The organism is Bacillus sp. L381 (genome assembly GCF_030284525.1).
GTDB lineage: Bacteria > Bacillota > Bacilli > Bacillales > Bacillaceae > Bacillus > Bacillus amyloliquefaciens.
Genome location: NZ_CP127224.1, coordinates 3,389,903 through 3,407,180, shown reverse-complemented (window position 1 = coordinate 3,407,180; position 17,278 = coordinate 3,389,903). Strand labels below are relative to the sequence as shown.

General features: G+C 46.5%; 19 protein-coding genes. 8 read left to right on the top strand and 11 right to left on the bottom strand.

The genetic code is table 11. From position 1 onward, the window contains the following. Window positions 1-36: 36 nt before the first annotated feature. Window positions 37-804, top strand: a complete 768-nt coding sequence (gene budA / locus QRX25_RS17465) for an acetolactate decarboxylase (RefSeq protein ID WP_115996732.1) — start codon at window positions 37-39, stop codon at window positions 802-804. Between the two features lie 101 nt (window positions 805-905). Continuing rightward, window positions 906-1,430 carry an NAD(P)H-dependent oxidoreductase gene (locus QRX25_RS17460; protein WP_088613567.1) on the top strand — a complete coding sequence of 175 codons (525 nt, stop codon included), beginning with the start codon at window positions 906-908 and terminating at the stop codon, window positions 1,428-1,430. Between the two features lie 125 nt (window positions 1,431-1,555). On the opposite strand, the gene QRX25_RS17455 is transcribed toward QRX25_RS17460, so the two are convergent. The 10 genes from QRX25_RS17455 to QRX25_RS17410 all read right to left on the bottom strand — a co-directional run bounded on the left by QRX25_RS17455 (window position 1,556) and on the right by QRX25_RS17410 (window position 11,574). Next, window positions 1,556-2,089 carry an SH3 domain-containing protein gene (locus tag QRX25_RS17455; protein ID WP_065982492.1) on the bottom strand — a complete coding sequence of 178 codons (534 nt, stop codon included), beginning with the start codon at window positions 2,087-2,089 and terminating at the stop codon, window positions 1,556-1,558. Window positions 2,090-2,149: 60 nt separating this feature from the next. Next, on the bottom strand, window positions 2,150-3,067 hold the full coding sequence (gene rbsB, locus QRX25_RS17450; protein WP_212099557.1) for a ribose ABC transporter substrate-binding protein RbsB: 918 nt from the start codon (window positions 3,065-3,067) through the stop codon (window positions 2,150-2,152). A gap of 13 nt (window positions 3,068-3,080) precedes the next feature. After that, window positions 3,081-4,052, bottom strand: coding sequence for a ribose ABC transporter permease RbsC (gene rbsC / locus QRX25_RS17445; RefSeq protein ID WP_013353834.1), 972 nt, complete (start codon window positions 4,050-4,052; stop codon window positions 3,081-3,083). Then, a complete protein-coding gene (locus tag QRX25_RS17440) occupies window positions 4,042-5,535 on the bottom strand; it encodes a sugar ABC transporter ATP-binding protein (RefSeq protein WP_212099554.1) in 1,494 nt (497 codons plus the stop codon). The genes rbsC and QRX25_RS17440 overlap by 11 nt, the downstream gene beginning before the upstream one ends. A 16-nt stretch (window positions 5,536-5,551) precedes the next feature. After that, window positions 5,552-5,947, bottom strand: coding sequence for a D-ribose pyranase (gene rbsD / locus QRX25_RS17435; protein WP_065982488.1), 396 nt, complete (start codon window positions 5,945-5,947; stop codon window positions 5,552-5,554). Beyond that, window positions 5,944-6,825: a ribokinase gene (gene rbsK / locus QRX25_RS17430; protein WP_212099551.1), complete on the bottom strand. Its 882-nt coding sequence runs from the start codon at window positions 6,823-6,825 to the stop codon at window positions 5,944-5,946. Before rbsK ends, rbsD begins: the two co-directional genes overlap by 4 nt. Beyond that, window positions 6,818-7,807, bottom strand: a complete 990-nt coding sequence (locus tag QRX25_RS17425; RefSeq protein ID WP_065982486.1) for a LacI family DNA-binding transcriptional regulator — start codon at window positions 7,805-7,807, stop codon at window positions 6,818-6,820. Before QRX25_RS17425 ends, rbsK begins: the two co-directional genes overlap by 8 nt. A gap of 93 nt (window positions 7,808-7,900) precedes the next feature. Next, window positions 7,901-9,034: a Ger(x)C family spore germination protein gene (locus QRX25_RS17420; RefSeq protein WP_115996741.1), complete on the bottom strand. Its 1,134-nt coding sequence runs from the start codon at window positions 9,032-9,034 to the stop codon at window positions 7,901-7,903. Next, on the bottom strand, window positions 9,024-10,115 hold the full coding sequence (locus tag QRX25_RS17415) for a GerAB/ArcD/ProY family transporter (RefSeq protein ID WP_212099547.1): 1,092 nt from the start codon (window positions 10,113-10,115) through the stop codon (window positions 9,024-9,026). The genes QRX25_RS17420 and QRX25_RS17415 overlap by 11 nt, the downstream gene beginning before the upstream one ends. Beyond that, window positions 10,105-11,574, bottom strand: coding sequence for a spore germination protein (locus QRX25_RS17410; RefSeq protein WP_212099544.1), 1,470 nt, complete (start codon window positions 11,572-11,574; stop codon window positions 10,105-10,107). Before QRX25_RS17410 ends, QRX25_RS17415 begins: the two co-directional genes overlap by 11 nt. Before the next feature lie 740 nt (window positions 11,575-12,314). Between QRX25_RS17410 and pgsB the strand changes: the two genes are divergently transcribed. The 5 genes from pgsB to QRX25_RS17385 all read left to right on the top strand — a co-directional run bounded on the left by pgsB (window position 12,315) and on the right by QRX25_RS17385 (window position 16,680). After that, the gene (pgsB, locus tag QRX25_RS17405) at window positions 12,315-13,496 is read left to right on the top strand and encodes a poly-gamma-glutamate synthase PgsB (protein ID WP_003151337.1); all 1,182 of its coding nucleotides are present in this window, start codon (window positions 12,315-12,317) and stop codon (window positions 13,494-13,496) included. Between the two features lie 14 nt (window positions 13,497-13,510). Next, window positions 13,511-13,960 (top strand): poly-gamma-glutamate biosynthesis protein PgsC, encoded by a 450-nt coding sequence (pgsC, locus tag QRX25_RS17400; RefSeq protein WP_065982482.1) that lies wholly within the window; start codon window positions 13,511-13,513, stop codon window positions 13,958-13,960. A gap of 18 nt (window positions 13,961-13,978) precedes the next feature. Further along, window positions 13,979-15,127: a CapA family protein gene (locus QRX25_RS17395; RefSeq protein WP_013353823.1), complete on the top strand. Its 1,149-nt coding sequence runs from the start codon at window positions 13,979-13,981 to the stop codon at window positions 15,125-15,127. 7 nt (window positions 15,128-15,134) lie between these two features. Beyond that, window positions 15,135-15,296 (top strand): extrachromosomal elements maintenance protein EdmS, encoded by a 162-nt coding sequence (gene edmS / locus QRX25_RS17390; protein ID WP_115996747.1) that lies wholly within the window; start codon window positions 15,135-15,137, stop codon window positions 15,294-15,296. Window positions 15,297-15,444: 148 nt separating this feature from the next. After that, window positions 15,445-16,680 carry a C40 family peptidase gene (locus QRX25_RS17385; RefSeq protein WP_212099541.1) on the top strand — a complete coding sequence of 412 codons (1,236 nt, stop codon included), beginning with the start codon at window positions 15,445-15,447 and terminating at the stop codon, window positions 16,678-16,680. 38 nt (window positions 16,681-16,718) lie between these two features. On the opposite strand, the gene QRX25_RS19875 is transcribed toward QRX25_RS17385, so the two are convergent. Then, a complete protein-coding gene (locus tag QRX25_RS19875; protein ID WP_445012586.1) occupies window positions 16,719-16,775 on the bottom strand; it encodes a sunset domain-containing protein in 57 nt (18 codons plus the stop codon). A gap of 178 nt (window positions 16,776-16,953) precedes the next feature. Here QRX25_RS19875 and QRX25_RS17380 point away from each other — a divergent pair, with 178 nt between their 5' ends. Next, window positions 16,954-17,082, top strand: coding sequence for a bacteriocin-like WGxF protein (locus QRX25_RS17380; RefSeq protein ID WP_249199275.1), 129 nt, complete (start codon window positions 16,954-16,956; stop codon window positions 17,080-17,082). Window positions 17,083-17,278: the final 196 nt, after the last annotated feature.

The following is a 17,278-nucleotide window of genomic DNA, read 5'->3' as shown; positions in this document are numbered from 1 at the left end:
TCTAAAACAGCCCAATTCAAAAGGAGTGAAGGGAATATGAAAAACGCAAGTGACATCCAAGTGATGAGCCGCGGAGACAAGGGCTCACCTGAGGATCAGATTTATCAAGTATCAACAATGACATCTCTGCTGGACGGAGTATATGACGGAGATTTTGATATGGCTGACATTCCGAAGTTCGGTGATTTCGGAATCGGCACTTTCAACAAACTGGACGGCGAGTTAATCGGATTTGACGGACAATTTTACCGTCTGCGCGGCGACGGAACGGCTACGCCTGTTAAAAGCGGAGACCTGTCACCATTCTGCTCATTCACATTTTTCACGCCGGATATGACGCATACGATCGACGGCGAAATGACCCGTGAAGAATTTGAGCAGGAAATCGCCAGCCTTCTGCCTAGTAAAAACTTATTTTATGCGATCCGTTTAGACGGCGTATTTAAAAAGGTGCAGACTAGAACGGTAGAGCGTCAGGAGAAACCGTACGTTCCGATGATCGAAGCGGTGAAAACACAGCCTGTGTTCAACTTTGACGACATTCAGGGAACGATCGCCGGCTTCTGGACACCGGGTTACGCAAACGGCATCGCTGTTTCCGGATATCACCTGCACTTCATTGATGAAGGGCGCAATTCCGGCGGACATGTGTTTGACTATGTCATTAAAGATTGCAAAGTGACCATTTCTCAAAAAATGAACATGAACCTCAAGCTTCCGAATACGGCGGACTTTTTCAACGCAAATTTAGATAATCCTAATTTCGCGAAGGATATTGAAACAACCGAAGGAAGCCCTGAATAAACGAAAAAAGAAAGCCCATTTTTCTTCGGGGCTTTCTTTTTATTTGGCTGAACCGGCAATGATTAGGTAAAATACAGTCAAAAGGGAAAGGTGTGGTAGCTGTGAAAGTATTGGTATTAGCGGTTCACCCTGACATGGAGAACTCAGCGGTCAATAAGGCATGGACAGAAGAATTAAAAAAACATGATGAACTCACGGTCCGTGAGCTTTATAAAGAATATCCGGACGGGCAAATCGATGCGGAAAAGGAGCGTCAGCTGTGTGAACAGTATGACCGGATCGTATTTCAATTTCCGCTGTATTGGTACAGTGCGCCTCCGCTCTTAAAAACATGGATGGATCATGTGCTGTCGTACGGATGGGCTTACGGCTCCAAAGGAAAGGCGCTGCACGGCAAAGAATTGATGCTGGCTGTTTCCGTAGGTGCCGGAGAGGATGCATATCAGGCAGGCGGTTCCAATCACTTTACATTGAGCGAGCTGTTAAGGCCGTTTCAGGCAATGGCTAATTTTACAGGTATGACCTATTTGCCGGCTTTCGCGCTGTACGGTGTAAATGGGGCGGATGCGGCGGATATTCATGACAATGCTAAACGTCTGGCTGCTTACATAAAGAAATCATTTTAAAATGAGCCGCCGCTTCGCTTTCATCCGACAATATTTCCTGAGAAATATTTCGAATCCCCGACATTTTTGACTGTCAGAAAGAAAAAAACGGATTTCGCGCTGAATTTGCGAAATCCGTTTTGATATTATGTCAGTTTTTGCAGATCTTTTGTGCTGATATATCCCGTTGCGCCGCCGTAATCAACAAGCGCCCAGCCGAAATCAATCCCGCCGCGGGCTGTTTTTTTCCAGCCTAAGAAAGAAACGCTCGTGTTTTTAGCAAGGGAAGCTTTGACCGCTTGTTTTTCTGTAAATACTTTTGTTTTTGCCGTAGTTTTTACGGTTGTTGCTTCTTTGACAATATAATGAGTAGATACAAATCCTGTTTTTCCGTTTTTATAATGAACTTTTGCCCAGTCAGCGCTCGGGAATGAAACAACCTTTAAGCTGTCGCCTAAATGAAGGATATCAGCTTTCGGACTGGCTGCTGATGCTTTTGTTCTGACGTTCAATGCTTCCGCGGAAACGAGATAAGAGTCAAGCGGATAGCTGTACAGATCGTCAATCTTGACCGCTTCTTGCGCGTGTGTCTCGGGAAGAGGCGTTATTCCGGCAGCGGAAGCCGCTGTTATTCCCGCTGCAAGAGTCAGGATTGATGCCGCTTTGGCTGTTTTCTTCATCTCTATCTCTCCTTTTACTTCTTCTTTTCACGTTTTTCCGGAAGTATAAACATCGGACGGTTACTTTTGCGTTTGAAGTTTCAATGGAGCGGAAATGGTTTTTTTGATTTTTTCTCCTTTTAGCACCTGTTCCGCCGCTTCTGCCGCCAGTTTTCCGATCAGTTCCGGCTGCTGGGCGACCGTGGCTGTCAGCTTCCCGTTTTTAATGGAAGAAATCGCATCCTTATTTCCGTCAAAACCGACGACCAGAATGTGTTTGCCTGAGCTGTTGATCGCTTCGAGCGCACCGAGCGCCATTTCATCATTATGGGCGAACACGGCTTTGATGTCAGGATGGCCCTGGAGCAGGTTTTCCATGACGGTTAATCCTTTTGTGCGGTCAAAATCCGCCGCTTGTTTCGTTACGACATCCAGCTTTTTGTCGGCAATATGATGAAATCCCGTTCCGCGTTCCCGGGTCGCCGAGGCGCCCGGAACCCCTTGCAATTCAGCTACCTTGGCGCCTTTTCCGAGGTAGTCGGCGAGGTAGTCGGCCGCCATTTCTCCTCCTTTGATATTGTCAGAGGCGACAAGCGTTTCGACTTTGCCGTGTTCGGCTGAACGATCAAGCGCAATGACAGGAATGCCGAGGGAATTTGCCGATTCGACGGCGGTTGAAATCGCTGATGAATCGGTCGGATTGATCAGCAGTGCATCGACGCCCTGCTGGATCAGATCTTCTACGTCATTCGACTGTTTTGATGAATCATTTTGAGCATCGACAATAATGACCTTCATGCCCCGTTTTTTGGCTTCCTTTACAACTCCTTCTTTTAATGAAACGAAGAATGGGTTATTCAAAGTGGAGACGGACAGTCCGATTGTAAATTCTTTTTTATGTTTTGCGTTTGACGGCTTTGCCCATTGGGGCGGCTCAAGTGAACAGGCGGACAGCAAAAACAGTGATAATGCCGCAATCGCGATGATGGCTTTCTTCATAATGATCCTCCTACTATGCCGATTTTTTGCGGTCCAGCAGCACCGCGATTAAAATGACGATTCCTTTGACGACGAGCTGATAAAAAGATGATACGCCGAGAAGGTTCAAGCCGTTGTTCAGCGTTCCGATAATCAAAACCCCGATCAGCGTTCCGATGATGCGCCCCCGTCCGCCGGACAAACTCGTTCCGCCGAGAACGACCGCTGCGATGGCGTCCAGCTCGTATGATTCCCCGGCCGTCGGCTGTGCGGAATTTAGGCGTGATGTCAGAATCGCTCCCGCAAGCGCCGATAATAAACCTGTCAGAGAATAGATCATGATCTTGATACGGGGCACTTTGATTCCCGATATCAGCGCCGCTTTCTCATTGCCGCCGATGGCGTATGTCCGGCGGCCGAACGGTGTTTTGTGGAGAAGAATCCATAGGGCCGCAAATGCAATCAGCATCGTAATGGCGGGGACGGGGATGCCGAGAAAATACCCGCGCCCGAATAATTGAAAAGCGTAGTTTGTACCGAGTCCCGTAATCGGATTTCCGTCCGTATAGACGAGAGTCAGTCCTCGAAAGACGGTCATTGTCGCTAAAGTGGCGATGAACGGCGCCATTTTTCCTTTTGTTATTAAGAAACCGTTGATCATACCGAGTACGGCGCCGATCGCGCAGCCGAGGATGACGGCTAAGATCGGGTCAATGCCTGATACCATCATACCGGCGACTAATGCGCTTGATAAGGCGAGGATGGCTCCGACAGAGAGATCAATGCCGCCCGTTAAAATGACAAATGTCATTCCGAAAGCGATCAGTGCGTTAATCGCAACCTGCCGAAGAAGGTTGAGAATATTGAGCGGTTCAAGAAAACTCGGGTTTAAAACAGAAACGATCAACACAAGAATCAGTAAGCCGAGAAACGGACCGAGTTTTTGCGTGAAGGTATGAATGGAAAAACGCTTTTGTTCAGTTGGTGTCATTGGTTCAGTTTTCATTCTGCTGCCCTCCCGTGGCAAGTGTCATGATGTGTTCTTGTGTTGCGCCGGCCGCATTGATTTCTCCATTGATACGGCCTTCATGGACGACGATGATTCTGTCACTCATGCCGAGAATTTCCGGCAGCTCGGAAGAAACCATGATGATGGCGACTCCGCGATCGGTCAGTTCATTCATTAATGAATAGATTTCCCGTTTCGCGCCTACATCGACGCCCCTTGTCGGTTCATCGAGGATGAGAACTTTTGGACCGATACCGATCCACTTGGCGATGACGACTTTTTGCTGATTTCCGCCTGATAAATGCCGCGCCGCGATTTCCGGAGAAGCGGTTTTAATCGTCAGCCTTTTGATGAGCAGCTCAACGAACTCCGCCTCGCGTTTTCGGTCAATGATGCCTTTCGGAGAGAAACTGGTCAGGTTCGGCAATGAGATGTTTTCACGAATGGACGTATCCAGCAGCAGCCCTTCATCTTTGCGGTTTTCTGTAATCAGACCCAGTCCCTTGCGGATGGCATCATATGGATTCCGAATGTCGGTTTTTCGGCCGGAAATCCGGATCTCTCCGGAATCGAGCCGGTCAATGCCGAACAGCGCCCTCATGATTTCTGTCCGTCCGGCACCCATTAAGCCGGAAACGCCGAGGATTTCTCCGGCGCGCACATGGAAACTGACCTGTGAAAAGCTTCCTTTTTTTGAGGCGTTTTTCACTTCGAGCACCTTATCGCCGAGTGACGGTGTGCGTGTCGGATATCGATCGGTCAGCTCCCGCCCGACCATTTTTTTGACCACTTCATCAAAATTGGTGTCTTTAATATGCACCGTATCGACAGTAAGGCCGTCCCGCATAATGGTGATCCGGTCACAAATCGAAAAAATTTCTTCCATTCTGTGCGATATATAGACGATCGATACGCCGTCCTGTTTTAACGCCGTCATTACTTCAAACAGCTTGCTGATTTCCCGTTCGGTCAGCGCCGCGGTCGGTTCGTCCATAATAATGACTTCGGCGTTTGTCATCAGCGCTTTGGCAATCTCAATCATCTGCTGCTGTCCGACGGAACATTGTCCGGCTTCCCGATCAAGAGGCAGCGAGACACCCAGTTTTTCAAGCTGTGATTTTGCTAGCGCTTTCATTTTCTTCGTTTCCAAAACGCCGAATGCCGTCGTCAGCTCTTTACCGATAAAGAGGTTTTCAAGCACCGTCATGTCCGGCCATATATTCAGCTCCTGATGGATAAAGGCGATTCCGTGTTTTTCGGCTTCTTTTGGATTGGAGAAGCTCATATTTGTTCCGTTTATCGTAATATTTCCTTTGTCAAGCCGGTGCAGCCCGGTGAGCAGATTCATTAAAGTCGATTTGCCCGCTCCGTTTTCTCCCATTAAAGCGTGGATTTCTCCCGGTAGAAGCTCAAATGATACGCCGGAGAGCACTTGGTTTTTCCCGAAGGCTTTATGAATGTCTGTCATGCCGATGTGCATGCTGGATCCCTTCTTTCTAAAAAATCACACCCGCCTGCAGGATGCAGTTGGCGTATGGCGTCATTTCACCCGTTCGGATGACGGCTTTTGCTTTCCGTGTGAGCCGTTTGAATTCTTCATGGGGCATGTATTCGATCGTCTGCTCTGAGAAATGGCTTTCTATAAATCTTGCATTCTCAGGATTTGCGTCTTTGATTTCAGAGGCGGCAATCACCTTTTCGACTGCCATTTCTCCGGCGGCCAGTTTGGTAACGTCCCGAAAGGCGGGAACGCCCGCCGTTAAGGACAAATCAATTTTAGGGACACCATCAGGGACGGGGAGACCCGCATCAGCGATCGCGATGAGGTCTGTATGCCCGAGATCGGCTAATACTTTGGCAATGTGGCTGTTTAACATTCCGTGTTTCTTCATGACAGCAGCTCCTCGACTTCTTTTCTGGCAGGCATGCCGCCTTGGGCGCCGAAGTGCTGCACGGACAGGGAGGCGGCGAGGTTGGCAAACAGCAGCGCTTGTTCGATGTCCTGTCCTTCCGCGAGTGCGACGGCAAATGCCGCATTAAAGGTATCGCCGGCTCCCGTCGTGTCGACCGCTTCAACAGGGAAGGCGGGAACGAGCCGTTCCGCGATGCCGTCTGAGTACCGCACGCCTTGTTTTCCTTCGGTAATAAACAATTTGCCGGGATAGCCGGCGAGCGCTTCTTCTTTCGTCCGATCAGGAAATAAAATGGATGCTTCATGTTCGTTCGGCGTAAGATAAGCGGCATTCTCAATGGTTGATTGTTTCAGCGGGCGGGCCGGCGCCGGATTCAGGATAACCGGAATTTGATGCGCACGGCAGTAGCTGCACACTTCTTCAACGGTTTCTTCAGGGATCTCCTGCTGGATCAGAACAATATCAATGCCGGGAAGTTTCGCGAGCGCTGTTTTGGCATAAGCGGGGGAGATGTCATCGTTTGCGCCTTTTACGACGACGATGCTGTTATCTCCTTCTGCGAGCACAATATGAGCCGTTCCGCTTTTTTTATGTGTAATCGTTTCCATATAGTCCGTATTGACACCGTTTGCCTGGAGATTTTCAATAATTGCTTTTCCGTAGCTGTCACTGCCTACTTTTCCTACCATATATACGTTTGCGCCCAGGCGGGAAGCTGCTACGGCCTGATTGGCGCCTTTTCCTCCGGGCACGGTTTGAAAGTCTGCGCCCAGTACGGTTTCTCCAGCTTTCGGACGTCGTTCAGATGTGACGACAAGATCCATAGAACAGCTTCCGATAACACAAATTTCACTCACGGTGATCATCCTTTCTCGTCGTTTGTCTTTTCATGTATGTCACGGGCATTTGTATGGCCGTCTCTTTCGGCGGTTCTTTCTTTATCAATTGCAGCAGCAGGTTTGCCGCTCGTTTTCCCATCTCATATGCAGGCTGGCGAATGGTTGAAAGGGGCGGGAATAAAAGCCCGCTCTGCGGAATATCGTCATACCCGATAATCTGAATCTCCTCCGGAACTTTTTTACCGAGCCGCAGCGCCTCATGGAGTACGGCAGCCGCCGCAATATCATTGCTGGCGATGACGCCGTCGGTTTCCGGGTATGCGGCAAACAATTCTTCTGCTAAAATGGCGGCATCCTTGATGGAAAATGAAGCGGCGGAGATGACATTGAACTGCGCGCCGGCTTTTTGCAGCACATCAAGTGCGCCGTTAAAACGTTCCTGAGCGGTTTGAAGGTGGCCGGGCCCTTTGACAAGCGTGATGCTTGTGCTTTGGCCGCGGAGCATTTCCTCAGCCGCTCGTTTTCCGCCTGCCCGCCCGTCACTGAATACGGATGGGGCGCCTTCTTTTGTCCGGTCCAGAAATACGACCGGGTAAAGGCTGCCGCTGTATTCGGGAAGGTCGGGATAATTGGTGGCTGCCAAAATACCGGCAACTTGATTTTGTTTAAATGTTTGCAGGTAATCGAGTTCTTTTTCCAATTCTTCATCGCTGTTGCCGATGATCAGCCGGTATCCTTCCCGCTGCAATTCGTCTTCAGCGCCGCGGGCAAGCTGCGGGAAAAAGGGATTCGTAATATCCGGAAGCAAAAGCCCGACCAGTCTGGATTCTCTTTTATTAAGAGAACGGGCAACTTCATTCGGATAATAATTCAGCTTCTCCATGGCCAGCATGACCTTTGTTCTTGTATCTTCATGCACGTAGCCATTGTCATTGAGGACACGCGAGACCGTGGCAACAGAGACGCCGGCAGCGCCTGCGACATCTTTAATCGTTGCCAACAAACACTCCTCCTTCATTTATGTAACCGTTTACATAGAAAGGGTACCACGAATAAATTCGATTGGCAATAAAAAAAGAGGCCGGGGCCTCCTTTAATTCACGATACCGATTTGAGAGATATTCACTTTGATATCAGGAACAATCTCTATGGAAGGGTAGATTTCACGCCAATTGAGATGCTTGCCCCGCTCATAATAATGGGTTTGGTATCTCCGGCCGATGCCGAAAATATCCGAGTTATGCTCCTGAATATGGCTGATCACCGATCTGGCCTGTTCATTCAGATTGGCTGAGGCTTGTTTGTTAATTTGGGCGATAGCCGTATAAGAACTCAGTTTGTCCTTCGGATACTCCAAGACACGTGCATTCAGGTTTAAACGAATTTTCACTTTCAAATGCTGAGGATCTGTATTTAGAAATACAATCTTTCGCGAGGTATCCGTGATGCCGAGAGAAATGTAATTTTCAATATCCATTTTGTATTTGTCCCACAGTTTCAGATTAATATTAGCCGATTTATTAAATTGCCCGCTTAAAAGAGTCAGAAGGGTCGAATCCTGACCGAGCACCTCAGTCACTTTCCGCTGACCGCTGAACAGGGCTGAACCCTCTACCTTTATGGTCTGTCCGTTAATCGATAAATAAGGAAGGGCGAAATCCTCATTAGCCGTCAGCATGCTTGAACGGATGGATTGCAAATTTTCCATGCTGATATTTGATTCCGTATAAGCGCTTGTTAATAAATTCGTTAAATACTTGCTGACGATCAATTTCTGCCGGACGATCAGCTTCAGTACTTCAATCGCCTCGCCGTCCTTTACAACCGCCGGATGAGCGAGGAGCGGACTTTTTGGATCCCTGTAAAATACATCGAGGTATGGAAAAAGCGGTTTTTCCGCCATTTTCTCACCGATTAATAAGACTCTTTGCTTGGACGTGTCAATACGCTGATCAACAAGCTTATCCAATTGGAACCGTGCTTCACGGATGGTGTGCCCTGAAGCGCTGAGCACCGTCGTAACGAAGGAGCCGCCTGTTTCCTGTTCCGCCTGGGAGGACTGAACCTTCCGATAGGTGATGCCGATTTTATTTTTACCGTCTTGATCCACGTCGAGGCTTGCGGTCAGCACGAGAGAAATATCTTTAAATAAATTTTGGTCCCAGCAGCCCGCAAGCGTAAGGCTTGCACACATGAGACTGATAAGAAACGCTTTTTTAATGCGCATGGCGGACACCCTTTTTGCATACAAGGACAATCAATGTCATAAACGCCGGAAACAAATACACAAAAACAATGTCGGAAAGACGGAAAACCTGATCCAGCTGCTGTATCGTTTTATCCGTGCTTATGGCCCAAATAGATGGAAGAAAGACGAGAAAGGCCAGCAGATAAACAAACCGGCTGTGGTCTTTTTTGTTGAACAGCTTGGCCATTCCGGTGCTTGCCAAGTAAAACACGTTGGCCAATGTTGAAAAGACGGTCACGAACCAAAACGTCAAAAAGATCAGATCCGTCCGTTCGATAATTCTGAATGAAACGGTTTTTAACAAATACAGTACAGGCTCCGGGATAATCTTTATTTCTTCGGGGCTGATTGTGACAAAGCAAGTAAGGGTGATGTACAGATAGTAAAGGATAATACAGACGTTTGAAATCGTCATTATTTTGTAGCGCTGGCTGACGGTGCAGTTGATAAGGGGCCCGATTACAAGCGCCGCCTGAAATCCGGTAATGCTGACCAGTGTCTGCTGCACCCCGGTCAGCATGTCTTTTGCGGTTCCGTGAAAAATCGGCATAATGTTTGTCACATCAGCTTTTCCCAGCGTGTATAAAAGCGGCAGAGAGATCAGCAGCAAAAAAGGCGTTAAGATAAAGCTGAACCTGGCGATAGCATTCAGCGGGGCTTGGGCGATATAGACAGAACCGAGTATCAGCATTAAGCAGATCACCCAATTCGGAGTCAGAGGGAGCACCCAGATATCCAAGATCCGTGTAAATACAGAAAGAATGAGCGTGCAGAGAAACGTGAAATATAAAATATACAGCACTTGCAGCCCTTTGCCGGCGAATGTTCCGAACACCTCCTCCAGCATTTCGTACAGATTCATCTTCGGAAACCGGTGAAATAATATCATATACAGACTGAATGTAAGCTGGACAAGCAGCCCGGTGAGCAGAATGGAAATCCACCCGCTGCTTCCCGATTTCATCATCAGCAAATGGGGCAGCGCCAAAATGCCGATGCTGATCTGCGTCTGATTAATGAAAAACACTGCTTGAAGCCGGCTGATTTTTTTAGTCTTCATCTTTTCTCCACCCCCGAACATGTTTAATCTGCTTTGAATCTTGCGGCCTCAAATAAAACGGCCTTCTTTTAATGAACCAAGCCGGAAGCCGGATAAACGCATCCTTTAAGTCACTGAAATGAAACGGCGTCAGAGATGATAGATAAGGAATCCCGAGTGATTCAAGCTTGCACAGATTCATCAGGATAAGCCCGAAGCCGAGCCCGATACCAATAAAACCGAACGATGATGCCAGAAACATAAGCGGAAATCTGAGCGTTCGAATGGACGTGCTCATTTCATATGAAGGAAGCACAAAAGAGGAAACAGCCGTAACGGCTACGACGATAATCATCATATTAGAAATGAGTCCCGCCTGAACAACTGCGTCACCGATCACGAGACCGCCGACAATGCCGATCGTCTGACTGATCGGTTTCGGGAGCCTGATACCGGCTTCGCGGATCAGTTCGATCGTAATCTCCATAATCATGGCTTCTATCAGCGGAGGGAAGGGAATATCAACAATCGAATTTTTCATGGTGATAATCAGATCGTTGGGAATGACTTCAAAATGAAACGCAATCAGCGCAATATAAAAAGCGGGCAGCGTAATCGCGATCATAAAGGCGAAAAATCTCAGCACCCTCAAAAAACTGGCGGAAATCCACCTTGTGCTGTAGTCATCCGGCGATTGAAAAAATGAAAAGAACGTGATCGGCGCAATTAAGGCTGACGGGCTCCCATCCATCATGATGAGGACACAGCCTTCCATCACGCTTGCTTTTGCTTTATCCGGCCGTTCCGTATGAACGATCTGCGGAAATATGGAAAACGAATTATCTTCTATCGACTCTTCGATAATTCCGGGCGCAAGCACACTGTCTATACGCAGGTACGACAGGCGCCGCTTCACTTCCTCCACAATCTCCTGATTGGCGATATTCTCAACAAAAATGACTGCGACCTTTGATTTGGCTCGTTCTCCGATATCCATATAATGAACGGAGAGGTGGCGGTCCTGTATGTGAAACCGCAGCTGATGAATGTTCGTTTCCAAACTTTCCACAAACCCGTCATGGGCCCCGCGGACGATGCTTTCAGATTCTGGTTCCATAATGGAACGCAGCGGATTCTGCCCGACAGAGAACAGCTTCGCCTTACTTGACGCATCGCTGAGAAAAACAACCTGGCCGGCCAAAATCCCGTCGATAATTTTTCTGATCTCATCCGTTTCCGCACTGCTGACAGCATCCATCGCTTCCTCAAGTGAGCCGTTCTGCAAGTTGTCGCTTAACAGAAACTCATTCAGCTTCTGTTCTTCTATCATTTGTTCAATATAAAAAAAAGCGGTATGACGATCCTGCAGTTTGATCCTTCGTATTTTAAAATCACCGCAAACACACATCAGTTCCTGCATTTTTCGTACAGCCGATTCAAAATCACCGGGAAGCCGTTTGTTTTGTATATCCGCAGACATCAGACCGCCTCCTTTCCGCGTTATCTGTAGTTTTCAGCGGCTATTCCTTTTTTATGCATTTTATAAAATAGAGGAATTTATTGATGATGCTTGATGTTTTACCAAGAAGTTCACAATTATGGATGAACATTTCTTGAACGAATATAAAGATTTATTAAAATTATTTCAAAAGAGTGATAAATGGCCTGTAAATGGAACGAAAGCAAATAGACTTTCCGCATATAAATTGTGTATTTCCTGTAAACACTCCGGACCCGTCTGTTTCTGTCATGAGCAAGTCATTCCGATAGTTATTTTGGAATAGGACTGTCAGCAGGATATGGGGAGAAATGAATGACTTTAAGACCTTATCCTTAACAAAAAAGGCAGTTTGCATCCAGCGGACGGAGAGTCCCGAATCGTATGCGCAGTGCGGAAAATGTTGATATAACGGGCTGTGTAAAGATGGATTATGATTGCATCTTTTTCTTCCGGAACGCAAATAGTCCATTTAGTCCAAACGAATATCCGTAGGAAAATGTAAACGCATTCATTTTTCTTATAAAAAATTTAAGTGAGTTCGAAGTCCTGCTTATTCCCAAAAAAAGCAATTCGATAATAGGAAGAATAGCGCCGCTAATAGAGAAGTTTGGCTCAGTGCAGGCGGGGAGATTATGTTACATAATGCCGATTGAGAATTCATAGTGAAGCTATATACTGATGAATGAATTTATCAATACAGAAGGAGATGTCAAAAATCAATGTGGTTACTCATTATAGCCTGTGCTGCCGTACTAATCATCGGAATCATTGAAAAAAGGCGGCATCAGAAGAATATCGATGCTCTGCCAGTACGCGTCAATATTAATGGTATCCGCGGCAAGTCAACCGTAACGAGGCTGACGACCGGAATACTGATGGAGGCGGGCTACAAAACAGTCGGAAAAACGACGGGAACAGATGCAAGGATGATCTATTGGGATACACCTGAGGAGAAACCGATCAAACGGAAACCGCAGGGCCCGAATATCGGCGAGCAAAAAGAGGTAATGAAGGAAACCGTAGAACGGGGCGCCAATGCCATTGTCAGTGAATGTATGGCGGTAAACCCGGATTATCAGATTATCTTTCAGGAAGAACTGCTTCAAGCCAACATCGGCGTCATCGTGAATGTGCTTGAAGACCATATGGACGTTATGGGGCCGACGCTTGATGAAATTGCTGAAGCATTTACCGCGACGATTCCATATAACGGCCATCTTGTGATTACAGACAGTGAATACACAGATTTCTTTAAAGAAAAAGCCGCAGAGCGGAATACCGAAGTCATTATTGCGGATAACTCTAAAATTACTGATGAATACCTGCGGAAATTCGAATATATGGTCTTTCCTGATAACGCTTCCCTTGCGCTCGGCGTTGCCCAAGCTCTCGGTATAGATGAAGAAACAGCGTTTAAAGGAATGCTGAATGCGCCGCCTGATCCTGGCGCCATGAGAATTCTGCCGCTGCTCAGCACGAAGGAGCCCGGTCATTTCGTAAACGGCTTTGCCGCAAATGATGCATCTTCTACTTTAAATATATGGAAACGTGTAAAGGAAATCGGCTACCCGACAGATGAACCGATTGTTATCATGAACTGCCGCGCCGACCGCGTGGACAGAACGATTCAGTTTGCCAACGACGTGCTTCCGTACATTAAAACGAAGGAACTCATTCTCATTGGCGAGACAACAGAACCGATCGTCAGAGCTTATGAAGAAGGCAAGATTCCTGCTGATACACTGCACGATCTGGAATATAAATCAACAGACGAAATCATGGACGTGCTGAAAACAAGAATGCAAAACCGTGTCATATATGGGGTCGGCAATATCCACGGTTCAGCGGAACCATTAATTGAAAAAATCCAAGAGTACAAGGTGAAACAGCTCGTTAGCTAGGAGGAATAGGATAAATGTTCGGATCAGATTTATATATCTCACTTATTTTAGGCGTGTTAATCAGTTTAATTTTTGCGGAAAAAACAGGTATCGTACCTGCCGGTTTAGTTGTACCGGGTTATTTAGGACTCGTTTTTAACCAGCCTGTCTTTATTTTACTCGTGCTGTTAGTGAGTCTTCTTACATACGTCATCGTCAAATACGGTTTATCTAAATTTATGATTTTGTACGGACGCAGAAAATTCGCAGCAATGCTGATTACGGGAATCTGCTTAAAAATCGCACTTGATTTTCTTTACCCGATCGTACCGTTTGAGATATCAGAATTCCGCGGAATCGGTATCATTGTACCGGGTCTGATCGCCAACACCATTCAGAAACAGGGATTAACGATTACATTTGCCAGCACGCTGTTCTTAAGCGGCGCAACTTTTGCCATTATGTTTGCTTACTACTTAATCTAATGTAAGGTGTGTCAAACGATGAAAAAACAATTAACCTTTCAAGAAAAACTGCTGAAGCTGACCAAACAGCAGAAAAAGAAGACCAATCTTCACGTTTTTATCGCACTGCCGATCGTCTTTTGCCTGATGTTCGTCTGCATCCTGACAGGGAAGGCGGAGACGCCGAGTGTGAAAAGAAATGCCGATGACCTTGTGTCAGCCTCATTCGTCGGAGATATTATGATGGGCCGGAATGTGGAGAAAGTGACAAAGCATAACGGAACGGAAAGCGTTTTCCGCTACGCAAAGCCATTCTTCGAAGCATCCGACTATGTGTCGGGGAACTTTGAAAACCCGGTTACATATAAAAAGAACTACAAAGAAGCAGAAAAAAATATCCACCTTCAGTCAAACAAAGATGCCGTAAAAGTATTGAAGGACATGAATTTCACCGTTCTGACGGCAGCCAACAACCATGCGATGGATTACGGCCCTCAAGGAATGCGGGATACAGTTGAAGAATTTTCAAAGCAGAACCTTGAACTTGTCGGTGCAGGCCTTACGCTTAAAGAAGCCGAGGAAAACATTTCATATCAAGATGTAAACGGAGTCAAAATCGCAACGTTAGGATTCACCGATGTTTCCGGAAAAGGCTTTGCAGCTAAACGAAATGCGCCGGGTGTGCTTCCGGCCGATCCTGAGCTGTTTATTCCGATGATCTCTAAAGCCAAAAAGAATGCAGACCTCGTCATTGTTCAAACACATTGGGGACAGGAATACGATAATGATCCGAATGACAGACAGCGCCAATTGGCAAGAGCAATGTCAGATGCCGGAGCGGATATTATCGTCGGACACCATCCGCACGTGCTTGAACCGATCGAAATGTACCACGGCACTGTTATTTTCTACAGCCTGGGCAACTTCGTATTTGACCAGGGATGGACAAGAACGAGAGACACAGCGCTTGTTCAATATCACCTGCAGAAAAACGGCACGGGCCGCTTTGAAGTCACGCCGATGAACATTCACGAAGCGACGCCTGCGCCGGTTAAAAAAGGCAGCATCAATCATAAAACAATCATACGTGAACTGACGAAAGAATCGAATTTCAAGTGGAGCGTCAAGGACGGAAAATTAACGTTTGATGTGGACCACAGCGATATCTTAAAAAAGAAAGCGGAGTGAAAAACAAATGAAAATCATTAAAGCAGGATGGCCGTTTGTCGCAATCATTATGGTATTTATGTTTATGTCAGCTTTTAAATTCAATGATCAGCTCACAGATCAGGAAAAACAAAAAATTGACACAGAAATGCAAAAAATTCAGCAGGAGGACACAGCGGGCGCGAAATAAGCGCATGATTCCGCTTGCCGGCATATTTTTTGTACCGAATCCAGTAAAGAATGCCCGTATCGGGCATTCTTTTTTTATGCTCTCCTAAACATTTACTTAAAGTTACCGATGTAAAAACTAGTAAAAATAAGGAGAGTGAACAGAAAACATGCTCACAAGCTGGAGGAAGTACATCCTTGCCGGCCTTATGATTTGTCTTGTGGCACCTGCAGTAACGAGAACGGAAATTGCTGAAGCGGATTCTCAAGTTTCTGCCCTGATGGTTTCAGACGCGCAAAAACTTGTCGGAAATAAATATGTTTACGGAGGCGAAGAGCCTAAGGAAGGTTTTGATCCGTCCGGATTGATGCAGTATCTTTTCAGCAGGCAGAACATCCATCTGCCGAGAACGGTCAGTGATCAATGGAAAGTCGGAGCTGCCGTCAAAGAAAATGAGCTTTTACCAGGGGATATTGTTTTTTTCAAAAAGTCGGATTCATTACAAACAGCGCCCGTCCAAGACGGCCTTTATATCGGAAATGGAGAGATGATACACAGTTCTCCGTCAGCAGGCGTAACCGTCACAAGCTTTCAAAAAAGCAATTATTGGATGAATTTATATCTTGGCGCAAAGCGGATTACAAAAGATCCGGAGCTGGCTGATAATCCGATCGTTCAGGAGGCCGCCCGTTATCTCGACATTCCGTATGTATTCGGCGGAGGCACACCTGAAGAGGGATTCGACTGTTCAGGGCTTGTCCAATATGTTTTTGAAAACAAGCTTCACATTTATCTGCCGAGATCTGCGGAACAGCAGTGGCTGGTCGGTGAGAAAATAAAACTGAGCAGCATAAAGCCCGGGGACGTGATTTATTTCAGTGATACGTATAAAAAAGGAATTTCCCATGCGGGCATTTATGCGGGAGAGGGAAGATTCATCCAAGCGAGCCGCTCAGCAAAAGTCACCATTTCCTACTTGTCGGAAGATTATTGGAAAAAACATTTTACAGGGGTGCGCCGATTCAGCAATCTGGCCATTTCAAAAGAAAATCCCGTTGTGTCAACAGCGGCTGATTATATCGGAATTTCTTATCTGAAAGGCGGCGCTTCACCGGAAACCGGCTTTGATACGGCGGGATTTGTTCAATACGTCTATCAAAAAGCAAAAGGAATCAGCCTGCCGCGTTACGCGGAGAAGCAGATGCAGGCGGGCGCTCCGGTCAGTAAACAGGATTTGAAGCCCGGCGATCTGGTCTTTTTTAAAGCGGAAAGCCTAAACCCGGCCATTTATATCGGGAACGGACAAGTTATTCATGTCACTCTGTCCGCAGGCGTGACCATAACAAATATGAATACGAGCGCTTATTGGAAGGACAAGTATGCGGGCAGCATCCGGCTTCCGTAAAAAAAGACGTCAGAGAGTATCTCTGACGTCTTTTTCTTTTACCGTTTGGGCGCTCTGAATCCCGCCGCTTCCGCTTCCTCTACAGAACAGAACATTTCCACTTTACAGATAACGTTGATTCATCTGTTATAGGTGCTTACTCAACCTCATGTTTATCTTTTCAAATTCTTCAAAAGGCATGCACAGTGCGAATGCATATCGACTACCTAGACGAGCATAACTCGCCAATGGTTCGGATAGAGTTATTAATCTTTCATAAGGAGAGGGTTTAAATTGAAACACATCACTTTTGCTTTATTAGCAAGCATCCTGGTCATTATTGCCGAAGTGGTTCACAGAATAATTTTTAGAATGTTTGGCTTACCATTTGATCAAGCAATAATTTCTGGGGTGGATTTGTAGTTGTTTATTTTGTACTAGCTCTATTTTCTTCTTTACTCTTTAGAAATTTAGGTTCAAACAGTAGAAAATTCGAGGCTTAATAAGGGTTCTGGTGCTTTCTCCGTTTATTGAAGCAACCAAGAGACGTATATGTTATATGGAACAAAAAGACCGGCCAGCGCGCCGGTTTTTTTATGTCAGTACGTTTGCATAGAGG

Coding starts and splice junctions, on each gene's coding strand:
- QRX25_RS17410 (WP_212099544.1), bottom strand. CDS start 11,574: ATGTCTGCGGATATACAAAACAAACGGCTTCCCGGTGATTTTGAATCG.
- pgsB (WP_003151337.1), top strand. CDS start 12,315: ATGTGGTTACTCATTATAGCCTGTGCTGCCGTACTAATCATCGGAATC.
- QRX25_RS17385 (WP_212099541.1), top strand. CDS start 15,445: ATGCTCACAAGCTGGAGGAAGTACATCCTTGCCGGCCTTATGATTTGT.
- QRX25_RS17440 (WP_212099554.1), bottom strand. CDS start 5,535: ATGCACATCGGCATGACAGACATTCATAAAGCCTTCGGGAAAAACCAA.
- QRX25_RS17455 (WP_065982492.1), bottom strand. CDS start 2,089: ATGAAGAAAACAGCCAAAGCGGCATCAATCCTGACTCTTGCAGCGGGA.
- QRX25_RS17415 (WP_212099547.1), bottom strand. CDS start 10,115: ATGAAGACTAAAAAAATCAGCCGGCTTCAAGCAGTGTTTTTCATTAAT.
- QRX25_RS17420 (WP_115996741.1), bottom strand. CDS start 9,034: ATGCGCATTAAAAAAGCGTTTCTTATCAGTCTCATGTGTGCAAGCCTT.
- edmS (WP_115996747.1), top strand. CDS start 15,135: ATGAAAATCATTAAAGCAGGATGGCCGTTTGTCGCAATCATTATGGTA.
- rbsD (WP_065982488.1), bottom strand. CDS start 5,947: ATGAAGAAACACGGAATGTTAAACAGCCACATTGCCAAAGTATTAGCC.
- budA (WP_115996732.1), top strand. CDS start 37: ATGAAAAACGCAAGTGACATCCAAGTGATGAGCCGCGGAGACAAGGGC.
- pgsC (WP_065982482.1), top strand. CDS start 13,511: ATGTTCGGATCAGATTTATATATCTCACTTATTTTAGGCGTGTTAATC.
- QRX25_RS17395 (WP_013353823.1), top strand. CDS start 13,979: ATGAAAAAACAATTAACCTTTCAAGAAAAACTGCTGAAGCTGACCAAA.
- rbsB (WP_212099557.1), bottom strand. CDS start 3,067: ATGAAGAAAGCCATCATCGCGATTGCGGCATTATCACTGTTTTTGCTG.
- rbsC (WP_013353834.1), bottom strand. CDS start 4,052: ATGAAAACTGAACCAATGACACCAACTGAACAAAAGCGTTTTTCCATT.